At 34.9% G+C, this 15,672-nt stretch carries 13 protein-coding genes; 1 reads left to right on the forward strand and 12 read right to left on the reverse strand.

Going from position 1 to position 15,672, the window contains the following annotated elements:
* Positions 1–5 precede the first annotated feature (5 nt).
* The 9 genes from ACSULM_RS03670 to fapR form a co-directional block, all read right to left on the reverse strand.
* Positions 6–338 carry a putative DNA-binding protein gene (locus tag ACSULM_RS03670; protein WP_069995611.1) on the reverse strand — a complete coding sequence of 111 codons (333 nt, stop codon included), beginning with the start codon at positions 336–338 and terminating at the stop codon, positions 6–8.
* Positions 325–1,557, reverse strand: a complete 1,233-nt coding sequence (gene ftsY / locus ACSULM_RS03675; RefSeq protein WP_436860670.1) for a signal recognition particle-docking protein FtsY — start codon at positions 1,555–1,557, stop codon at positions 325–327. The genes ACSULM_RS03670 and ftsY overlap by 14 nt, the downstream gene beginning before the upstream one ends.
* The gene (gene smc / locus ACSULM_RS03680) at positions 1,554–5,123 is read right to left on the reverse strand and encodes a chromosome segregation protein SMC (RefSeq protein WP_436860673.1); all 3,570 of its coding nucleotides are present in this window, start codon (positions 5,121–5,123) and stop codon (positions 1,554–1,556) included. The genes ftsY and smc overlap by 4 nt, the downstream gene beginning before the upstream one ends.
* A gap of 245 nt (positions 5,124–5,368) precedes the next feature.
* Positions 5,369–6,103 (reverse strand): ribonuclease III, encoded by a 735-nt coding sequence (rnc, locus tag ACSULM_RS03685; protein WP_436860675.1) that lies wholly within the window; start codon positions 6,101–6,103, stop codon positions 5,369–5,371.
* Positions 6,104–6,309: 206 nt separating this feature from the next.
* Complete coding sequence (locus tag ACSULM_RS03690) at positions 6,310–6,543, reverse strand: acyl carrier protein (protein ID WP_002483492.1); 234 nt, start codon at positions 6,541–6,543, stop codon at positions 6,310–6,312.
* A 213-nt stretch (positions 6,544–6,756) separates the two neighbouring features.
* On the reverse strand, positions 6,757–7,491 hold the full coding sequence (fabG, locus tag ACSULM_RS03695; RefSeq protein WP_436860677.1) for a 3-oxoacyl-[acyl-carrier-protein] reductase: 735 nt from the start codon (positions 7,489–7,491) through the stop codon (positions 6,757–6,759).
* Positions 7,484–8,410, reverse strand: coding sequence for an ACP S-malonyltransferase (gene fabD / locus ACSULM_RS03700; protein WP_436860680.1), 927 nt, complete (start codon positions 8,408–8,410; stop codon positions 7,484–7,486). The genes fabG and fabD overlap by 8 nt, the downstream gene beginning before the upstream one ends.
* Positions 8,403–9,389: a phosphate acyltransferase PlsX gene (plsX, locus tag ACSULM_RS03705; RefSeq protein WP_436854231.1), complete on the reverse strand. Its 987-nt coding sequence runs from the start codon at positions 9,387–9,389 to the stop codon at positions 8,403–8,405. Before plsX ends, fabD begins: the two co-directional genes overlap by 8 nt.
* Positions 9,382–9,951, reverse strand: coding sequence for a transcription factor FapR (gene fapR / locus ACSULM_RS03710; protein ID WP_436853672.1), 570 nt, complete (start codon positions 9,949–9,951; stop codon positions 9,382–9,384). The genes plsX and fapR overlap by 8 nt, the downstream gene beginning before the upstream one ends.
* Positions 9,952–10,311: 360 nt before the next feature.
* On the opposite strand from fapR, the gene ACSULM_RS03715 reads away from it, so the two are divergent.
* Complete coding sequence (locus ACSULM_RS03715; RefSeq protein WP_436860681.1) at positions 10,312–11,874, forward strand: M4 family metallopeptidase; 1,563 nt, start codon at positions 10,312–10,314, stop codon at positions 11,872–11,874.
* A gap of 166 nt (positions 11,875–12,040) precedes the next feature.
* Here the strand turns inward: ACSULM_RS03715 and recG are convergent, their stop codons facing one another.
* The 3 genes from recG to sdaAB are packed head-to-tail and all read right to left on the reverse strand — an operon-like array spanning position 12,041 to position 15,636.
* Positions 12,041–14,086, reverse strand: coding sequence for an ATP-dependent DNA helicase RecG (gene recG / locus ACSULM_RS03720; protein WP_436860683.1), 2,046 nt, complete (start codon positions 14,084–14,086; stop codon positions 12,041–12,043).
* 2 nt (positions 14,087–14,088) lie between these two features.
* Entirely contained in the window at positions 14,089–14,958 is an 870-nt protein-coding gene (gene sdaAA / locus ACSULM_RS03725) for an L-serine ammonia-lyase, iron-sulfur-dependent, subunit alpha (protein ID WP_069995621.1), read from the reverse strand.
* A 12-nt stretch (positions 14,959–14,970) separates the two neighbouring features.
* Complete coding sequence (gene sdaAB / locus ACSULM_RS03730) at positions 14,971–15,636, reverse strand: L-serine ammonia-lyase, iron-sulfur-dependent subunit beta (protein WP_436853669.1); 666 nt, start codon at positions 15,634–15,636, stop codon at positions 14,971–14,973.
* Between the last annotated feature and the right edge of the window lie 36 nt (positions 15,637–15,672).

Here is a 15,672-nt window from a genome sequence, read left to right on the forward strand (position 1 = left end):
TCAATTCACTCTAAATCTTCTAATGATTGAATATCTTGTTTAATTTGTTCTGGATCATTTATATGTTGTTTAATTTGTTCATATATTTGTTGTCTTTGCTCGAAATTTCGATATAATCCCAGTTTTTCTTCATAGTCTTCTACTAAGTCGCCAGTTCTTCTTATGTTATCATACACTGCTTGACGACTCACATCAAATGTATCTGCTATCTCACTTAAGGAATAGTCTTGTAAGTAGAACAGTTCTAAATAATTACGTTGTTTTTCGGTAAGTAGTGCTTGATAGAAATCAAAAAGATAATTCATTCGAATCGTTTTAATTAAATCATTTTGGCTCATTCGATTGACCTTCAGTCTCTACTATACCTTGATCTTCTTCAGATACTTCTGCTTCATCAACATTTTGTTCTATCATATCAGCAAATAGTCCATAAACATAACTTTCAGGATTAAATGGTTGTAAATCGTCTAATTTTTCACCTAAACCAACATATTTAACTGGAATGTGTAATTCATTTCTAATTGCAAGTACAATACCACCTTTGGCCGTACCATCAAGTTTCGTTAGTACGATACCTGTAACGTTGGTTACCTCTTTAAATGTTTTAGCTTGTGATAACGCATTTTGCCCAGTTGTAGCATCTAAACATAATAATACTTCATGTGGTGCTTCAGGCACTGAACGACTAATTACGCGCTTCACTTTTTCTAATTCATTCATTAAATTAGATTTATTTTGTAAACGACCTGCTGTATCACAAATTAAAATATCTACACCTTTACTTTTAGCTGCATTAATCGCATCATACATTACCGCTGCAGGGTCAGAACCCTCGCTTTGACTCATAACATCAACGCCAACACGTTCGCCCCAAACTTTCAATTGTTGAATCGCACCAGCTCTAAATGTATCACCAGCGGCTAGCATTACTTTCTTGCCTTCTGCTTGGTAACGGTGCGCAAGTTTACCAATCGTTGTAGTCTTACCTACACCATTTACACCAACCATTAAGATAACATTCAGACCTTCATTTTCAATATTCATGACTTCTGAATTCGTATCATCTTGATGATAAATCTCAACTATTTTTTCAACGATAACTTCACGTAAATCTTCAGTTTCTGTAATGTTACGTCTTTGTGCTTCTACACGTAATTCTTCGACTAACTGCATCACAGTATTAAATCCAACGTCTGCAGTAATTAGCATTTCTTCTAAAGCTTCAAAAAACTCTTCATCAACTTTACGATAACGTGCAATTAAGTTATTCAATTGAGCTTGGAAATTCTCACGTGATTTTTCTAACCCTGCTCTAAATTTCGCACCAAGTTGTTGCGCTTCAATTTCCTCAAAGTCTTCAATAGATATTAAACCATCATCATCAAAGTCTGCCTCTTTTAACTTCTTAGGCTTTTTCTTTTCTGGCTGTTCAATCTCTGTTTGCTCTGTAACTTGTTCTTGTTCTTTATCTTCAGATAATGTTTCCAGTTCATTTTCTTGTTTCTCCACTTCAGGTTGTGCAGAGAACTTATCTTTTAATCGTTTGAAAAAGCTCATACTTGTTCCTCCTTAATGACTTCATCAATAGTATTTAGATTAACACTTACTAGCTTAGAAACACCTGATTCTTGCATTGTAACGCCATACAATCTATCAGAAAATTCCATTGTCCCTTTACGGTGAGTAATAACAATAAATTGCGTTTGATCAGATAGTTCTTTTAAGTATTGTGCATATCGAATGACATTTGCTTCATCTAATGCTGCTTCTACCTCATCTAAGATAACAAACGGTGCTGATCTTACTTTTAAGATTGCAAATAACAATGCGATTGCGCTTAATGCACGTTCCCCGCCACTTAATAATGATAAATGTTGTAATTTTTTACCTGGAGGTTGCACTATAATATCTACGCCAGCCGATAAATAATCATCATCGGTTAATCGCAATTCTGCTTGTCCACCGCCAAATAATGACTTGAACACTGCAGTGAAATGCCCTTGTACTGCATGAAATGTCTCTTTGAAGCGATCTTTAACCTCTTGATCCATCTCTTCAATCAATTGTTCTAATGTCGATTTTGCTGCACGCAGGTCTGTACGCTGTTCATCTAAAAATGTGTAACGTGTATTGATTTCTTCGAACTGCTCTATTGCATTTAAATTTACAGGCCCTAATTCTTCTATAGACATTTTTGTTAATTTTACTTTTTTACGCAGAGCATCAATATCTTCGTCAAGTTCATATAGTTCACTTGCGCGTTCATATGTTAAGTGATAATCCTCGCTTAAGTGATCCATTGCATGGTTAATTAATACATCTAATCGTGATTGCTCAGACTTAATATCTTGGTATCTATTCTCTATGGATAGTATATCTTGATTTGCCTCTTGAAGTTTCTGATCAGTCTCTTCAATTGTATCATTCAAATCCAGTCTACGCGATTTAACTTCATCGGTTTCAGTCGTTAGATTCGCCTTCTCCGTTTTACTTTGTGCAATATGATTTTGGATTGTTTCAAAAGCTTTTTCTCCGGTCACTTCATCTGAATTAAATAATTTTATTTGTTCATCCAATCTATCTTGTTGGTCTTCAACATGCGCGATTTGTTTGGTTGTTTTTGACAGTGATTGCTTTTGAGCATTCAAACGTTCTTTAACCACAGCGAGATCTGATTGTTTTTGATGCAATTGTTGTTGGATTTGAGTCGTGCTCTCTTTACCTTCTTTAGATAATTTTGTATAGAGATTGATGTCCTCTTCTAACTTCTGTAGTTGTTGTTTGATTTGTTTCAAACGTTGTTGTTTATCATTCAACGTTTGTTTACTTGTTTCACTTTGATAGCCATCATTTTTCTCAAATTCAAATTCTTCATGCTCATCTTTTAAATGTGTTTCATTTTTTCTAAGCCTGTCTAACTCTAGTTCGAAGTCATGAACTTTTTGTTTGAGCACATTATAATTTTGACTCGTATCAAAATAACGCTCACTAATTTGATCTGCTTCATCCTTGATAGCCTGGTATTGTTGCTCAAAATTAATGGTTTGCTTTTGGTAGTCTTCTAATTGTGCACGCATTTGAGTGAGCTCGTCTTTTTGAGCTAATATACTTTTCGTCTTACGTTCTCCGCCACCGGTCATTGAACCACCTGGGTTAACAATGTCACCGTCTAAAGTCACAATACGTGTACGATAACGAATATTACGTGCTAATTCATTAGCATTTTTTAATTCATCTACTATGATTGTATTCCCTAAAAGGTTTTGTATCACACTGTGATAATCTGAATCTACTTGAATCGCTTCAGAAGCAATGTTGAGAAAACCTTGTGCTGACTGGGCAGTTTTTAGAATATCACTCGCAACATGTCTAGGTTGAATCACATTAAGTGGCAAGAATGTCGCCCTTCCTAAACCATTCTGTTTAAGATATTGAATCGCCTGTCTACCATCTTTTTCTGATTCTACAATTACATGCTGTAATGAGGCTCCTAGTGCAGTTTCTATCGCCTTCGTTAAATTGGTCGGGACTTGAATTACTTCAGCAACAGCACCTCTGATGCCTGATAATTTATTGTCTTTCGCCTTCAAGATATGTTTGACACCATTGAAGAAATAACTATATTCTTCTTGCTGTGTTGCTGCACTATCGATACGTGATTTTAGCTTTTCATTATAACGATATGCTTGATGTAATTTTTTTTCATATTCGCTACGCTGTTGTTTTAATTGTGTTAGCTTTTGTTCATACTCACTCAGTTGTTTTTCTGCCTTTTTTAACTCTTTCTGAGCAGCCGTATTTTGTTTTTCTACTTCATTAATTTCATATTGTATATTTTTCAATTGCTCAAATACTTCGCCAAGTCTTGAATCTAGACGTGATTGCTTAGTTTCATTTTCTTGAATTGTATGTTCTAAAAAGCGAATATCATTATTTACATCCGACTGTTCCGACATTAACTGATAATATTCATCTTTAATCGTTTCAAGTTTCTCATCATGTTGTTCGTCTGATACATATAATTGCGACTCAAAATGTTGTACTTGCTCATTTAAGTCTTTTTGTTGCTGTTTTAATCGATCTATTTCCGTCTGCACTTCAGCTTTTTCTCGTTTAAGCGTTTCCGCTTGATTAAGCAAGCTTTCTTGTTCTTCTTCAAATCGTGCATTCGTTTCAGATTGATTTTTCTTGCGTTCTTCTAATACATTGAGTTGCCCTGTGTATTTTTCAACTTCTTCTGTAGCTTTTACGAGTTGATAATTCAGAGACTCTATACGTTCATCTAGTTGTTGTCTTTCAGCCTTAAACTTGTTTAAAGATTGTGTGTGCTGCACTTTCTCAGCATCTTTAGTCGCTTGTTGACCCTTTAGGTAATTCAAATTATCGTCTAACTCATTGATGTCTTCACTATATTGTTTAATATCATGAACCGTAACGAGCACATCACTTTTTTCCATTTCTTTCGCTAAATGTTGGTACTCTTTTGCAATTGCTGCTTCTTCACGAAGTGGCTCCACGCGTCCTTCTAAATCGTATAAGATATCTTCAACACGTGATAAATTATCTTCTGTTTGATCTAGTTTTTGAACAGATGTCGCTTTTCTCTTTTTATATTTTAAAACACCAGCAGATTCTTCTAAAATTTGTCTACGATCTACTGGCTTAGCATTTAAAATTTCATCAACACGTCCTTGCGAGATAATGCTAAATGCTTCTTTACCTAAACCAGAATCTAGAAATAAATCGATAATATCTTTTAATCGAGCTCTATCATTATTAAGGTAATATTCACTTTCACCACTTCTATATAAACGACGTGTCACTGTAACTTCTGATGCATCTACTTGTAACTTACCTAAGCTATTATCTAGTTTTAGTTTTACTTCTGCATAGTTTTGAGCTTTTCTATGTTCAGCTCCCGAAAAAATAATATCTTCCATCTTTGCACCACGTAAAGACTTAGCTGATTGCTCACCTAACACCCATTTTATTGCATCTGTAATATTACTTTTCCCGCTACCATTAGGTCCAACGATTGCTGTCACACCTTCATCAAACTGGACATTTGTGTGTTCAGCAAAAGATTTAAAACCAAAGGCATCTATAGATTTTAAATAAACCATGTTATTCTCCTTTAAATTGTTCCTTACACTTTCTAACTCAATCATATACAAACATATTTGTTTAAATTCATACATAAAATGAGACTAAGACAAAATAGATGTCTCGGATTCTATTTCAATTAGGCTGTAGATGACTGAATTGAAATACGTTAGAAAATCAATAACATTTATACTCACACGCTTAGTGCTACGTAACTCGCATTATATCTGGCATAGTCTATTCAACATGACCATGCTCATAATTTTTACAATGCACTATTTTTTAAAATTTTATATGCTTGTTCAGCCGCTTTTTGTTCAGACTCTTTTTTGGTCTTACCTTTTCCTTCTGCGACCGCTTCATTCTCTAAAATAACTTCCGATGTGAATAATCGGTGATGTGCCGGTCCTTCTTCATTAATTAAGCGATATGTGACATCACCTTTATTTTGTCTATGTACGAACTCTTGAAATTGTGTTTTGAAATCAACAACACCATCCAATTCATCATCCTCAACAAATGGGAAAATGATTTGTTCCGCAAATTGCCAAACCGCATCCAATCCTTGATCCAAATATAGTGCACCTACAAAAGCTTCAAAAGCGTCGGAAACCAACGATGGTCGTGTTCTTCCTCCGGTTTTTTCTTCGCCTTTGCCTAGCAAAATTAAATCATTGAGTTGAATTTTTTTCGCAAATATTACAAGTGAAGGCTCACATACAATTGTTGCACGCATTTTCGTTAGATTTCCTTCTGGTAATTCAGGAAACTTATCAAATAAGTAGCGTGAAACCGTCAATTCTAATACTGCATCTCCTAAAAATTCCAAACGTTCATTATGATCTAATCGATTCATATTGAAGTCATTGATAAAACTTGAATGTGAAAATGCTTGTTGATATAAATCTACATTATTGAAGTTCAAGTTGAGCTCGTGCATTTTCTGAGCAAAATTAGTTTGGAAAATTTGAACCATTTCTTTCTTTTTTTGATTGGTCAATCTTGTTCCTCCTCAAATACAATTCTAATGATGATACACCCTTACATTTTACGTGAAATCACTATAAAACTAAAGAAATAACTGTTGTCTATTTAACAATAAAACACCTTGAATATTTTAGTGAGTTATCTATTTTTTTATAAATGTGGATTATAAACACAACAAAAAATCTGAGCCGTAATCAAAACGACTCAGATATGTGTTTATTATTTTTCAATACTATTGATAAATTTAACTGCGTCACCAACTGTATTGATTTTTTCAGCTTCCTCATCAGGAATTTCAGTACCAAATTCATCTTCTAATTCCATAACTAATTCAGCGATATCAAGTGAGTCAGCGCCTAAATCATCTTTAAAAGATGCATCTTCAGTTACTTTTTCAGCGTCAACACCTAAACGGTCAACGATGATATCTTTTACTTTGTCGAAGTTTTCCACGTCGATTCACCTCCTTTAAAAAGTCTACTTATAGACTTTTATATTTTCCCATTATATCAAATGAAATACAAGTAGTAATTCATTTTAATGCTTATAGACATGTATATATTATACTTAAATAGTCAAAATTACATTTTATTCCTCAATAATAGCTAATAGTTTTTGATTTACACCTTATACTTATCAACTTAATTGAAATGTAGTGCACAACGATTACATGTGCATACCGCCGTTAACATGAATTGTTTGGCCAGTGATATATTTCGCTTTTTCTGAAGCTAAAAATGCAACAGTATTTGCTATATCAGCATCTTCGCCGAATTTAGCTAATGGAATCTGCTCTAACATCTTATCTTTCAACTCATCACTTAACGCATCTGTCATGTCCGAAACAATAAAGCCTGGCGCGACAGCATTCACTGTAATATTTCTTGAAGCTAATTCTTTGGCTACTGATTTTGTTAAACCAATAACACCAGCTTTAGTTGCTACATAATTAGCCTGTCCTGGATTACCTACTGCACCGACAACACTAGATAAATTAATGATAGAACCACTCTTTTGTCTAAGCATTTGTGGTGTTACTTTTTGTATACAGTTAAACACACCTTTTAAGTTTGTGTCGATAACATCGTCCCATTCTTGCTCTTTCATACGCATAAGCAAGTTGTCACGCGTGATACCAGCATTATTTACCAATACATCAACTGAGCCAAATTGGCTTACAACTTCTTTAATCATTGCTTTCACTTCATCACCGTCGGCAACATTAGCTTGAATTGCAAAACTTTCTACACCTTTTGCTTTAATTTCTTCTACTACAGCCTCGGCTTTTTCTTTATTACCCGCATAGTTTACTGCTACATTATAACCTTCCTCAGCAAGTTGGATCGCTATACTGCGTCCAATACCTCTTGAAGCTCCTGTAACTAATGCACTTTTAGTCATTTTCATTCCAACCTTTCACATCTTCTAATGTTTGAATTGATGTTACTTTGACATCTCTATTTATTTTTTTGATTAATCCTGAAAGTACTTTACCTGGTCCAATCTCGATAAAATGATCTACACCTTGCTCAATTAGCCATTCAGTTGAATCAATGAATTGCACTGGTGAATATAATTGTTCAATCATATGTTTTTTAATCACTTGCGCATCTGTTTCTCCTTGTGCATGCACATTTTGTACCACAGGGAATTGAGCATTATGCCATTCAAATTGATCAATATAGTTCGCAAAATCATCTTTAATTACTTGCATCATTGATGAATGGAATGGTCCTGAAACAGCCAAAGGTAACACTCGTTTTGCACCTAATGCTTTACCTTCTGCAACAAGTTGGTCTATTAATGACTTGTGACCAGATACAACAATTTGTCCTGGAGAATTAATATTTGCTGGTTCAATAATTTCGTCATCTGTCGATAATTTTTTACATATTGCATCTACTTCAGCATAATCTAATCCTAATACTGCAGCCATACTTCCTACACCATTTGGAAAAGCTGCTGCCATAAGTTGACCACGTTTTCTAACAATCTTAACTGCATCTTCAAAACTTAATACGCCACTTGCTACTAAACTAGCATATTCACCTAAACTATGTCCCATAGTATAATCAGCATTTAAGTCGCTTAATGCATTTAATAAAGCAGCACTGTGTGATAACAATGCAGGTTGTGTATGTTCTGTTTGTCCTAATTTTTCTTCACTATCTGTGAACATTGTTTCTAGGATATCAAAGTCCACTGCATCTTGTGCTTGATTTAAAATCGTAGTAGCAGCTTCATTATGTTCATATAAATCGCTTGCCATGCCTACTTTTTGAGAACCTTGTCCTGGAAAAATAATTGCTGTTTTACTCATTATTCGACCCCACCGTTTCTGTCATAGTTTCAACAATTTTTTGTTCGCCTGCAATTTTAGCCTGACGAATTGCTGAATAAAATGCTTTTGCACTAGAACTACCATGTGCCTTGACTACTGTACCATTCAAACCTAACAACACAGAACCGCCATATTCTGCATAATCCATCTTCGTCATTAGACCATTTAAATCTTTGCGTAATACCAACGCGGCCATTTTATTTTTAAAACTACTAAGAAGTGTGGCTTTAAACATTTTGCCCATCGCTTTTGCAACACCTTCTAAGTTTTTGAGAATCATATTCCCAGTATAACCATCTGTTACAACGACATCTGCGGCATCATTCATCAAACCTTTAGCCTCAACATTGCCAGTAAAATTAAAATCACTTTGGTCTGACATTAATTGATATGCTTTTTTAGTCAACGTATTCCCTTTTGCCGCTTCAGTACCTATATTTAATAAACTCACTGACGGATTTTCAATATTTCTTATTTTTTTAGCATATATATTACCAAGTTGTGCATACTGTAATAAATGTTCAGCTTTTGCATCTGCATTAGCGCCCACATCCATAAACACAAATCCTTTACCTGACACTGTAGGCAATGTTACTACAAGTGCTGGACGTTCAACACCTTTGATACGACCAACTATAAACAATCCAGCAGACATCAATGCACCAGTATTCCCTGCAGATACACATCCATTTGCTTCACCTGACTTAACAGCTTCAGCCATACGTACCATTGAGCTATCTTTTTTACGTTTGATTGCTCTGACCGGCTCATCATGCATTGTTATTGCTTCTGTACAATGTCTTACTTCAACGCGTTCATGACTGAGCGTACATTGCGCTGAATCGCCGAATAAAATTATCTCTAAATCTTCAAAGTCATTAACTGCTTTTTCAACAGCTTCCAAAACGATTCCAGGTGCGTCATCTCCACCCATCATATCAATCGCCAATTTAACCATTTTGTTCATCCTCACTTGTATAATACATTTTAAAAGTGCCGTTAAATACGAGTGTATCTTTCACATATGATGCCACTTTAATCGTATAGTATTTATCTGTAATTTCAATAGCTCGCGCCTCTGCTCGTACCGTGTCATTTAACTTAACTGTTTTTATAAATGCTACATTACTTTCACGTGTTAATACAATTGGTTTATGTATAAGTGCCACGCATAATGAATTGGCTTGTGCAAATAACACATGACCTCTAGCAATTTTATTTTTTGTAAATACAGATTCTTCGTCAATTCGAATGATAGAAGTTGCAGTTTTATCAGGTTGTACATTAATGACATCACCGATAATCTCATTACCTTCAATTGAACGAATACTTTCATAATTTTCCTTAGCTACAGATTTAATTCGAGTTCTTAATTCTGGAATATTTAAGTGCGTTCGATCTAAACGAATCGTCTGAATACTCACGGAAAATAAAACACTTAAATCTGAATCTGTGATAAACGGATTTTTTTCTATTTCTTTTTTTATTTCATTACGCCGTTCTTGCTTTTTCAATTTCATCACAATCGAACTCCCATGTTTTTAGTACCAAGTCTTAAACATTCCTAACATATCATAACACTTTCTATTTCATTTGCTCAACAAAAAACATACTGAGGCAGCAAATTCTATCACTAAAGCGATAGCTCAATGAAATAAAAATATTTTTATATAGTATTTTAAAAACTCAATTGTTATTACCATATTATTACAAATCTAACAATTTCAGAATTTTTTGTATTTTGGTATTGAATAAAAATTTTTAAAATCGTATAATTTTAAATGATTTAAATGGGGTATGATATTTTATGTAAAAAAATATTATAGATACTTTGTTTAGTCACTCTTGTCAATGGATTAAATTTTAGGAGGAATAAATTTATGAAGAAAGTACTTACTACAACACTCGCAACATGTGCACTCATATCACTATCTTCATTCGAAGTGCAGGCAGAAGAAAAGAACAACAGCATTAAACCAGAAAGTCTTAAGCAACCTATTAAAACTAAAATCAACAATGACAACGACGTCAAAGCATATTTACAGAAAAATGCTGGAAAATTAGTAAGTCATATCAAAGAATCGAAAAGTATCACTAACGAAGATCAAGCATTTAAACAATATGAAATCACAGATAAAAAACAGGACACAACTGGTATTACACACTATACGTTGAAACCAAAAGTCAATGGTGTCATAGCAGAGGACAGCGCCGTTAAGGTGCATGTTAATGAAAGTGGCAATGTTACGTTAATCAATGGTGATATTGATAAACCAAACATTGAAGTAAATAATCAGACAAAAATTTCTGAAGCTGATGCGGAAAATCAAGCATTCAAAGCGATTGATAAAACTAAAAAAGATGTGAAAAATCTTAAAGGTTATGACATAGTCAGTAAAAATAAATTAAACATTAATAGCGATAGTAAAAAATATGTGTACGATATAGAAATTAACTATATTTCGCCTAAAGCGGCACATTGGAAAATTCAAGTAGATGCAAGTACTGGAGAAGTATTAAAAAAAGACAACGTTATTAACAATGCTGCTGCAACAGGTAAAGGAATTGGTGTAAACAACGATGTTAAGTCCCCATTAAATTTAACTGAATCAAATGGTGTGTACACTTTGAAAGATACGACGCAAAATGCTGAAATGCATACTGTCACAGCAAATAATACCAAAACTAATTTCTCAGAAATTACAAACAATAATAATTACTTTAATAAATCATCACAAAAAGCTGGCGTAGACGCACATTACTATGCAAATGAAGTATACAATTATTATTTAAATCACCATGGTCGTGATAGTTATGATAACGCAGGTGCGCAGATTGATTCAGTTGTACATTATGGTAACAACTATAATAATGCTGCTTGGACAGGACAATATATGATTTACGGTGATGGCGACGGACAATCATTCCAATCACTTTCAGGTGCCAATGATATTATTGCCCACGAGTTAACACATGCAGTAACTGAACGTACAGCCAACCTAGTCTATCAAGATCAACCTGGTGCCTTAAATGAATCATTTTCAGATGTATTTGGCTACTTTGTAGACTCCGAAGATTGGTTGATGGGTGAAGACGTTTACACACCTGGCAGAAGTGGTGACGCACTCAGAAGTATGAAAGACCCCGAACAGTATAACCAACCTGCTCATATGGATCAATACTATCATGGTAGAGATGATTATGGTGGCGTGCATACAAATAGCGGTATTCCGAATAAAGCTGCTTATCTCACGATTTCTAAAATTGGAGAAGCTAAAGCGGAACAAATTTATTATCTCGCATTAACACAGTATTTAACTCAAAATTCAGAATTTTCTGATGCTAAAGTTGCACTCAAAGAAGCAGCAAAAGAACTTTATGGTGCAAACAGTCCAGAAGTAAATGCTATTGATAAAGCTTGGACAGATGTCGGTGTAAATTAAAAAGCCTATTAGATAAATAAATATCTAACAGACTTTCAGAACAATATATTCTAACTTTGCTTTTATGCAATAGAGGCTGAGACATTTGCAGATGTCCAGCCTCATTTTATTTAGAATATATTAAAAAGTATACAATGCATTCAAAAGAAAAACAAATTCTAAAAACTTAATCAAAACTCATATATAATAAATTTGTTTCAATGAAGTTTCTCAATGTATTATATTGTTGTTCGAAAAATTTCCCTGATTGTATTAATTCAGCCGCTTCGTCTCTAGCGACCTCAAGCATTTTATAATCCTCTACCACATTAGCTACTAAGAAATCGGGTAGTCCACTTTGTTTCACACCAAAGAAGTCTCCTGGTCCACGCATTTCTAAATCTCGTTCACTTAATTCAAAGCCATCCGTCGTTTGTGTCATGATATTCATACGTTCAATACCTGTTTCAGTCTTGGGCGATGCAATTAAGACACAATAACTTTGATGTTCACTTCTTCCTACACGACCACGTAATTGATGCAGTGTAGATAAGCCAAAGCGATCAGCATCATAAATCATCATAAATGTTGCATTCGGTACGTTTACACCCACTTCTACAACTGTCGTTGATACTAATATGTCTATATCATGATTACTAAATCTTTGCATGACTTGATCTTTTTCTTCTGCATGTAATTTCCCGTGCAACAAGCCAACTTTATCCTCGCCATAATGCGCCTGTAATGATTCATAAAGTTCCACTACATTTTGCACGTCTTCAAGATGTTCAGAGCTTTCAATAAGGGGACATATCACATAAGCTTGACGCCCTTTTCTCAATTCCACGGTCATCTGGTTGAGCACACTTTCATATGCTTCGTGTTTAGACCAAGATGTAATGATAGGTTTACGCCCTTTCGGTAACTGTTTAATTGAAGAGACATCCATTTCACCAAATACAGATATTGCTAACGTTCTTGGAATTGGTGTTGCTGTCATAAATAGTACATTAGTCATAGCACCTTTTTCCCTTAATAACTGTCTTTGATTCACACCAAATCGATGTTGCTCATCGGTGATAACAAGCCCAACATTATTAAATTTCACATCATCTTGAATCAATGCATGTGTACCAATAATACAATCAATTTCATTATTATTGAGTTGTTCTAATAGTAATTTACGCTTTTTACCTTTCACGGAGCCTGTGAGTAATGCGACATTCATACGCTCTCCAAAGATATCTACTAAACTTTCTGCATGTTGCTCAGCTAGTATTTCAGTAGGCACCATTAATGCTGATTGATAACCAGCAGTCTTTAGTGCATACATACAGATTGCAGCGACTACAGTTTTTCCTGATCCAACATCGCCCTGTAATAAACGATGCATACGGATAGGTGCTTTTAAATCTCTGAAAATTTCATTCACACTATGTTTTTGTGCATCTGTTAATTCAAAAGGTAAACTATCGATAAATTGTTTGACCAACTCTATGTCATAATCAACTTCAATTGCCTCATCAGAAGTTTTTTCAAGACGATTTAACCATTGCATCCTTAATTCGAACATAAATAATTCGGTGAAAGCATAAGTTCTACGTGCTTTAAGCAAGGAGGTCTTGTCTGTAGCAAAGTGTAGTGCTTTAATCGTATCTTCTAGAGATTCTAATTTGTACTTTTTACGTAAATCTTCTGATAACCATTCGTGAATCGTCACATGATCAAGCATTTGACGAATCATATCTCTAAGTGGTTTTTGTTTGATGCCTTCTTTTATGCGATAAACAGGTTCAAATTGTGACCCTTCCGTCTCTTGTTGATTGAAAAACATTCTGTTCCCGTTTATTTCTTGTTTACTTCTATTCCATTTACCTTTAATTGTCACTGTTTGATGAAGTTCAATTTTCTTTTTCAAATAAGGTTGATTGAAAAAAGTACACTTTACTGCAATCTGATTCACCATGATATGTACTGTTAATTTTGATTTATTTCTACCAAAAAAAGCGACAGTAGGTGTTGAATACACTTCACCCACCACTGTCACTATCGCTTGATCTTCGGCTTCATTTAAGTCAATTACAGTATTATCTTCGTAACGCGTTGGCAAATATAAGATTAAGTCTTCAACTGTGAATATATTCAATTCATTTAATACTGCTAAGCGCTTTGGTCCCAATCCTTTAATTTGTGCTAGAGGAAAAGGACTTTCAATTAAATTGACTTTTGACATAATTAATCACCAAATATTTCTTGTTTTAGGCGCTGACCTGTAGGTGTACCTGCTAAACCTCCACGACCTGTTTCGCGCAATGCTGATGGCATCGTTTGGCCAATTTTGTACATCGCTTCGATTACTTCATCTGTTGGGATTCTTGAAGTAACACCTGCCAATGCCATATCTGCAGATACTATCGCATTAGAAGCGCCAGCTGCATTTCTCTTAACACAAGGTACTTCTACTAAACCAGCTACTGGATCACATACTAAACCTAGCATATTTTTCAAACAAATTGCAAAAGCTTCTGCTGATTGTTGTGGCGTACCACCAGCTAATTCAACAGTCGCACCTGCTGCCATTGCTGCTGCAGAACCGACTTCAGCTTGACAACCACCAGCTGCACCGGAAATCGAAGCATTATTTGCAACGACAAAACCAAATGCACCTGACGTTAATAAGAAATTCAACATATCTTTACGTGTTGGTTCTAAACGCGGTTTCAATCCGAATAATACACCTGGTACAACACCAGCTGATCCGGCAGTAGGCGTTGCACAAATTTTACCCATAGCTGCATTAACTTCATTCGTAGCAACCGCTTTACTTACTGCATCTAATAATGTTGGACCGGCAAGTGATTTACCTGTTTTTAAATATTCTTTGATTAACACAGCATCTCCACCTGTTAAACCAGTCGTAGACGTAACACCTGCTAAGCCTTCATCGAGTGCATTTTCCATCGTTTGTAAATTTTTATCCATATGTGCGTAAACTTCAGCTTCTGATAAACCAGTAACTTCCATTTCTTGTTCTAACATAATTTCATGAATTTTTTTATCTTGTGCTTCACACATTTCTATTAATTCTTTCACACTTTTAAACATGCAATACCTCCATTAGGCGTCTCCCATGAGTGAAACCGTCACTACACCATCGACGTTTTTAATTTTCTCTATAATTTCGTCATTCACAGCGTCATCTAATTCACAAGTCATCAATGCTTGGTCGCCTTTTTCTTTTCTCGAAACTTGCATACTACCCACGTTAATACTAGAATCTCCAAGAATATTAGCTACGCGACCAATCGTGCCAAATGTATCTTTGTGAAAGACGAGCAGTGCTGGATAATTGCCACTAATCGCTATATTAAATCCATTAATTGCAACGACTTCAATCTTGCCGCCACCGATTGACACACCTTCTACAGAAATTTCTTTTTCCCCATCACGCATATTAATAATAGCTGTATTAGGATGCGAACGTTCTTCTGCCATTTCTATAAAATTAACTTTCATGCCAACTTCTTCTGCTGTTTCTAAACTCGTTTGAATACGGTCGTCGTCTGTATCGTAACCAAGTAAACCGCCTACGAGTGCAACATCCGTACCATGTCCTTTATATGTTTCCATAAATGATCCATAAAGATATATATCAACTTGTTTTGGTAACTGATTAAATAAGTCTCTTGCGACTAAACCAATTCTCACTGCCCCCGCAGTATGAGAAGACGATGGACCTACCATTGTAGGACCGATAATATCGAAGACTGTTTTATATTTCATAATTATACCCCACTCTTATTTTTAATGTTTCTAAAG

The organism is Staphylococcus caeli (assembly GCF_051413795.1).
Lineage (GTDB): Bacteria > Bacillota > Bacilli > Staphylococcales > Staphylococcaceae > Staphylococcus > Staphylococcus caeli_A.

Coding starts and splice junctions, on each gene's coding strand:
- fabD (WP_436860680.1), bottom strand. CDS start 8,410: ATGAGTAAAACAGCAATTATTTTTCCAGGACAAGGTTCTCAAAAAGTA.
- ACSULM_RS03670 (WP_069995611.1), bottom strand. CDS start 338: ATGAGCCAAAATGATTTAATTAAAACGATTCGAATGAATTATCTTTTT.
- smc (WP_436860673.1), bottom strand. CDS start 5,123: ATGGTTTATTTAAAATCTATAGATGCCTTTGGTTTTAAATCTTTTGCT.
- ACSULM_RS03715 (WP_436860681.1), top strand. CDS start 10,312: ATGAAGAAAGTACTTACTACAACACTCGCAACATGTGCACTCATATCA.
- fapR (WP_436853672.1), bottom strand. CDS start 9,951: ATGAAATTGAAAAAGCAAGAACGGCGTAATGAAATAAAAAAAGAAATA.
- sdaAB (WP_436853669.1), bottom strand. CDS start 15,636: ATGAAATATAAAACAGTCTTCGATATTATCGGTCCTACAATGGTAGGT.
- fabG (WP_436860677.1), bottom strand. CDS start 7,491: ATGACTAAAAGTGCATTAGTTACAGGAGCTTCAAGAGGTATTGGACGC.
- recG (WP_436860683.1), bottom strand. CDS start 14,086: ATGTCAAAAGTCAATTTAATTGAAAGTCCTTTTCCTCTAGCACAAATT.
- ftsY (WP_436860670.1), bottom strand. CDS start 1,557: ATGAGCTTTTTCAAACGATTAAAAGATAAGTTCTCTGCACAACCTGAA.
- sdaAA (WP_069995621.1), bottom strand. CDS start 14,958: ATGTTTAAAAGTGTGAAAGAATTAATAGAAATGTGTGAAGCACAAGAT.
- plsX (WP_436854231.1), bottom strand. CDS start 9,389: ATGGTTAAATTGGCGATTGATATGATGGGTGGAGATGACGCACCTGGA.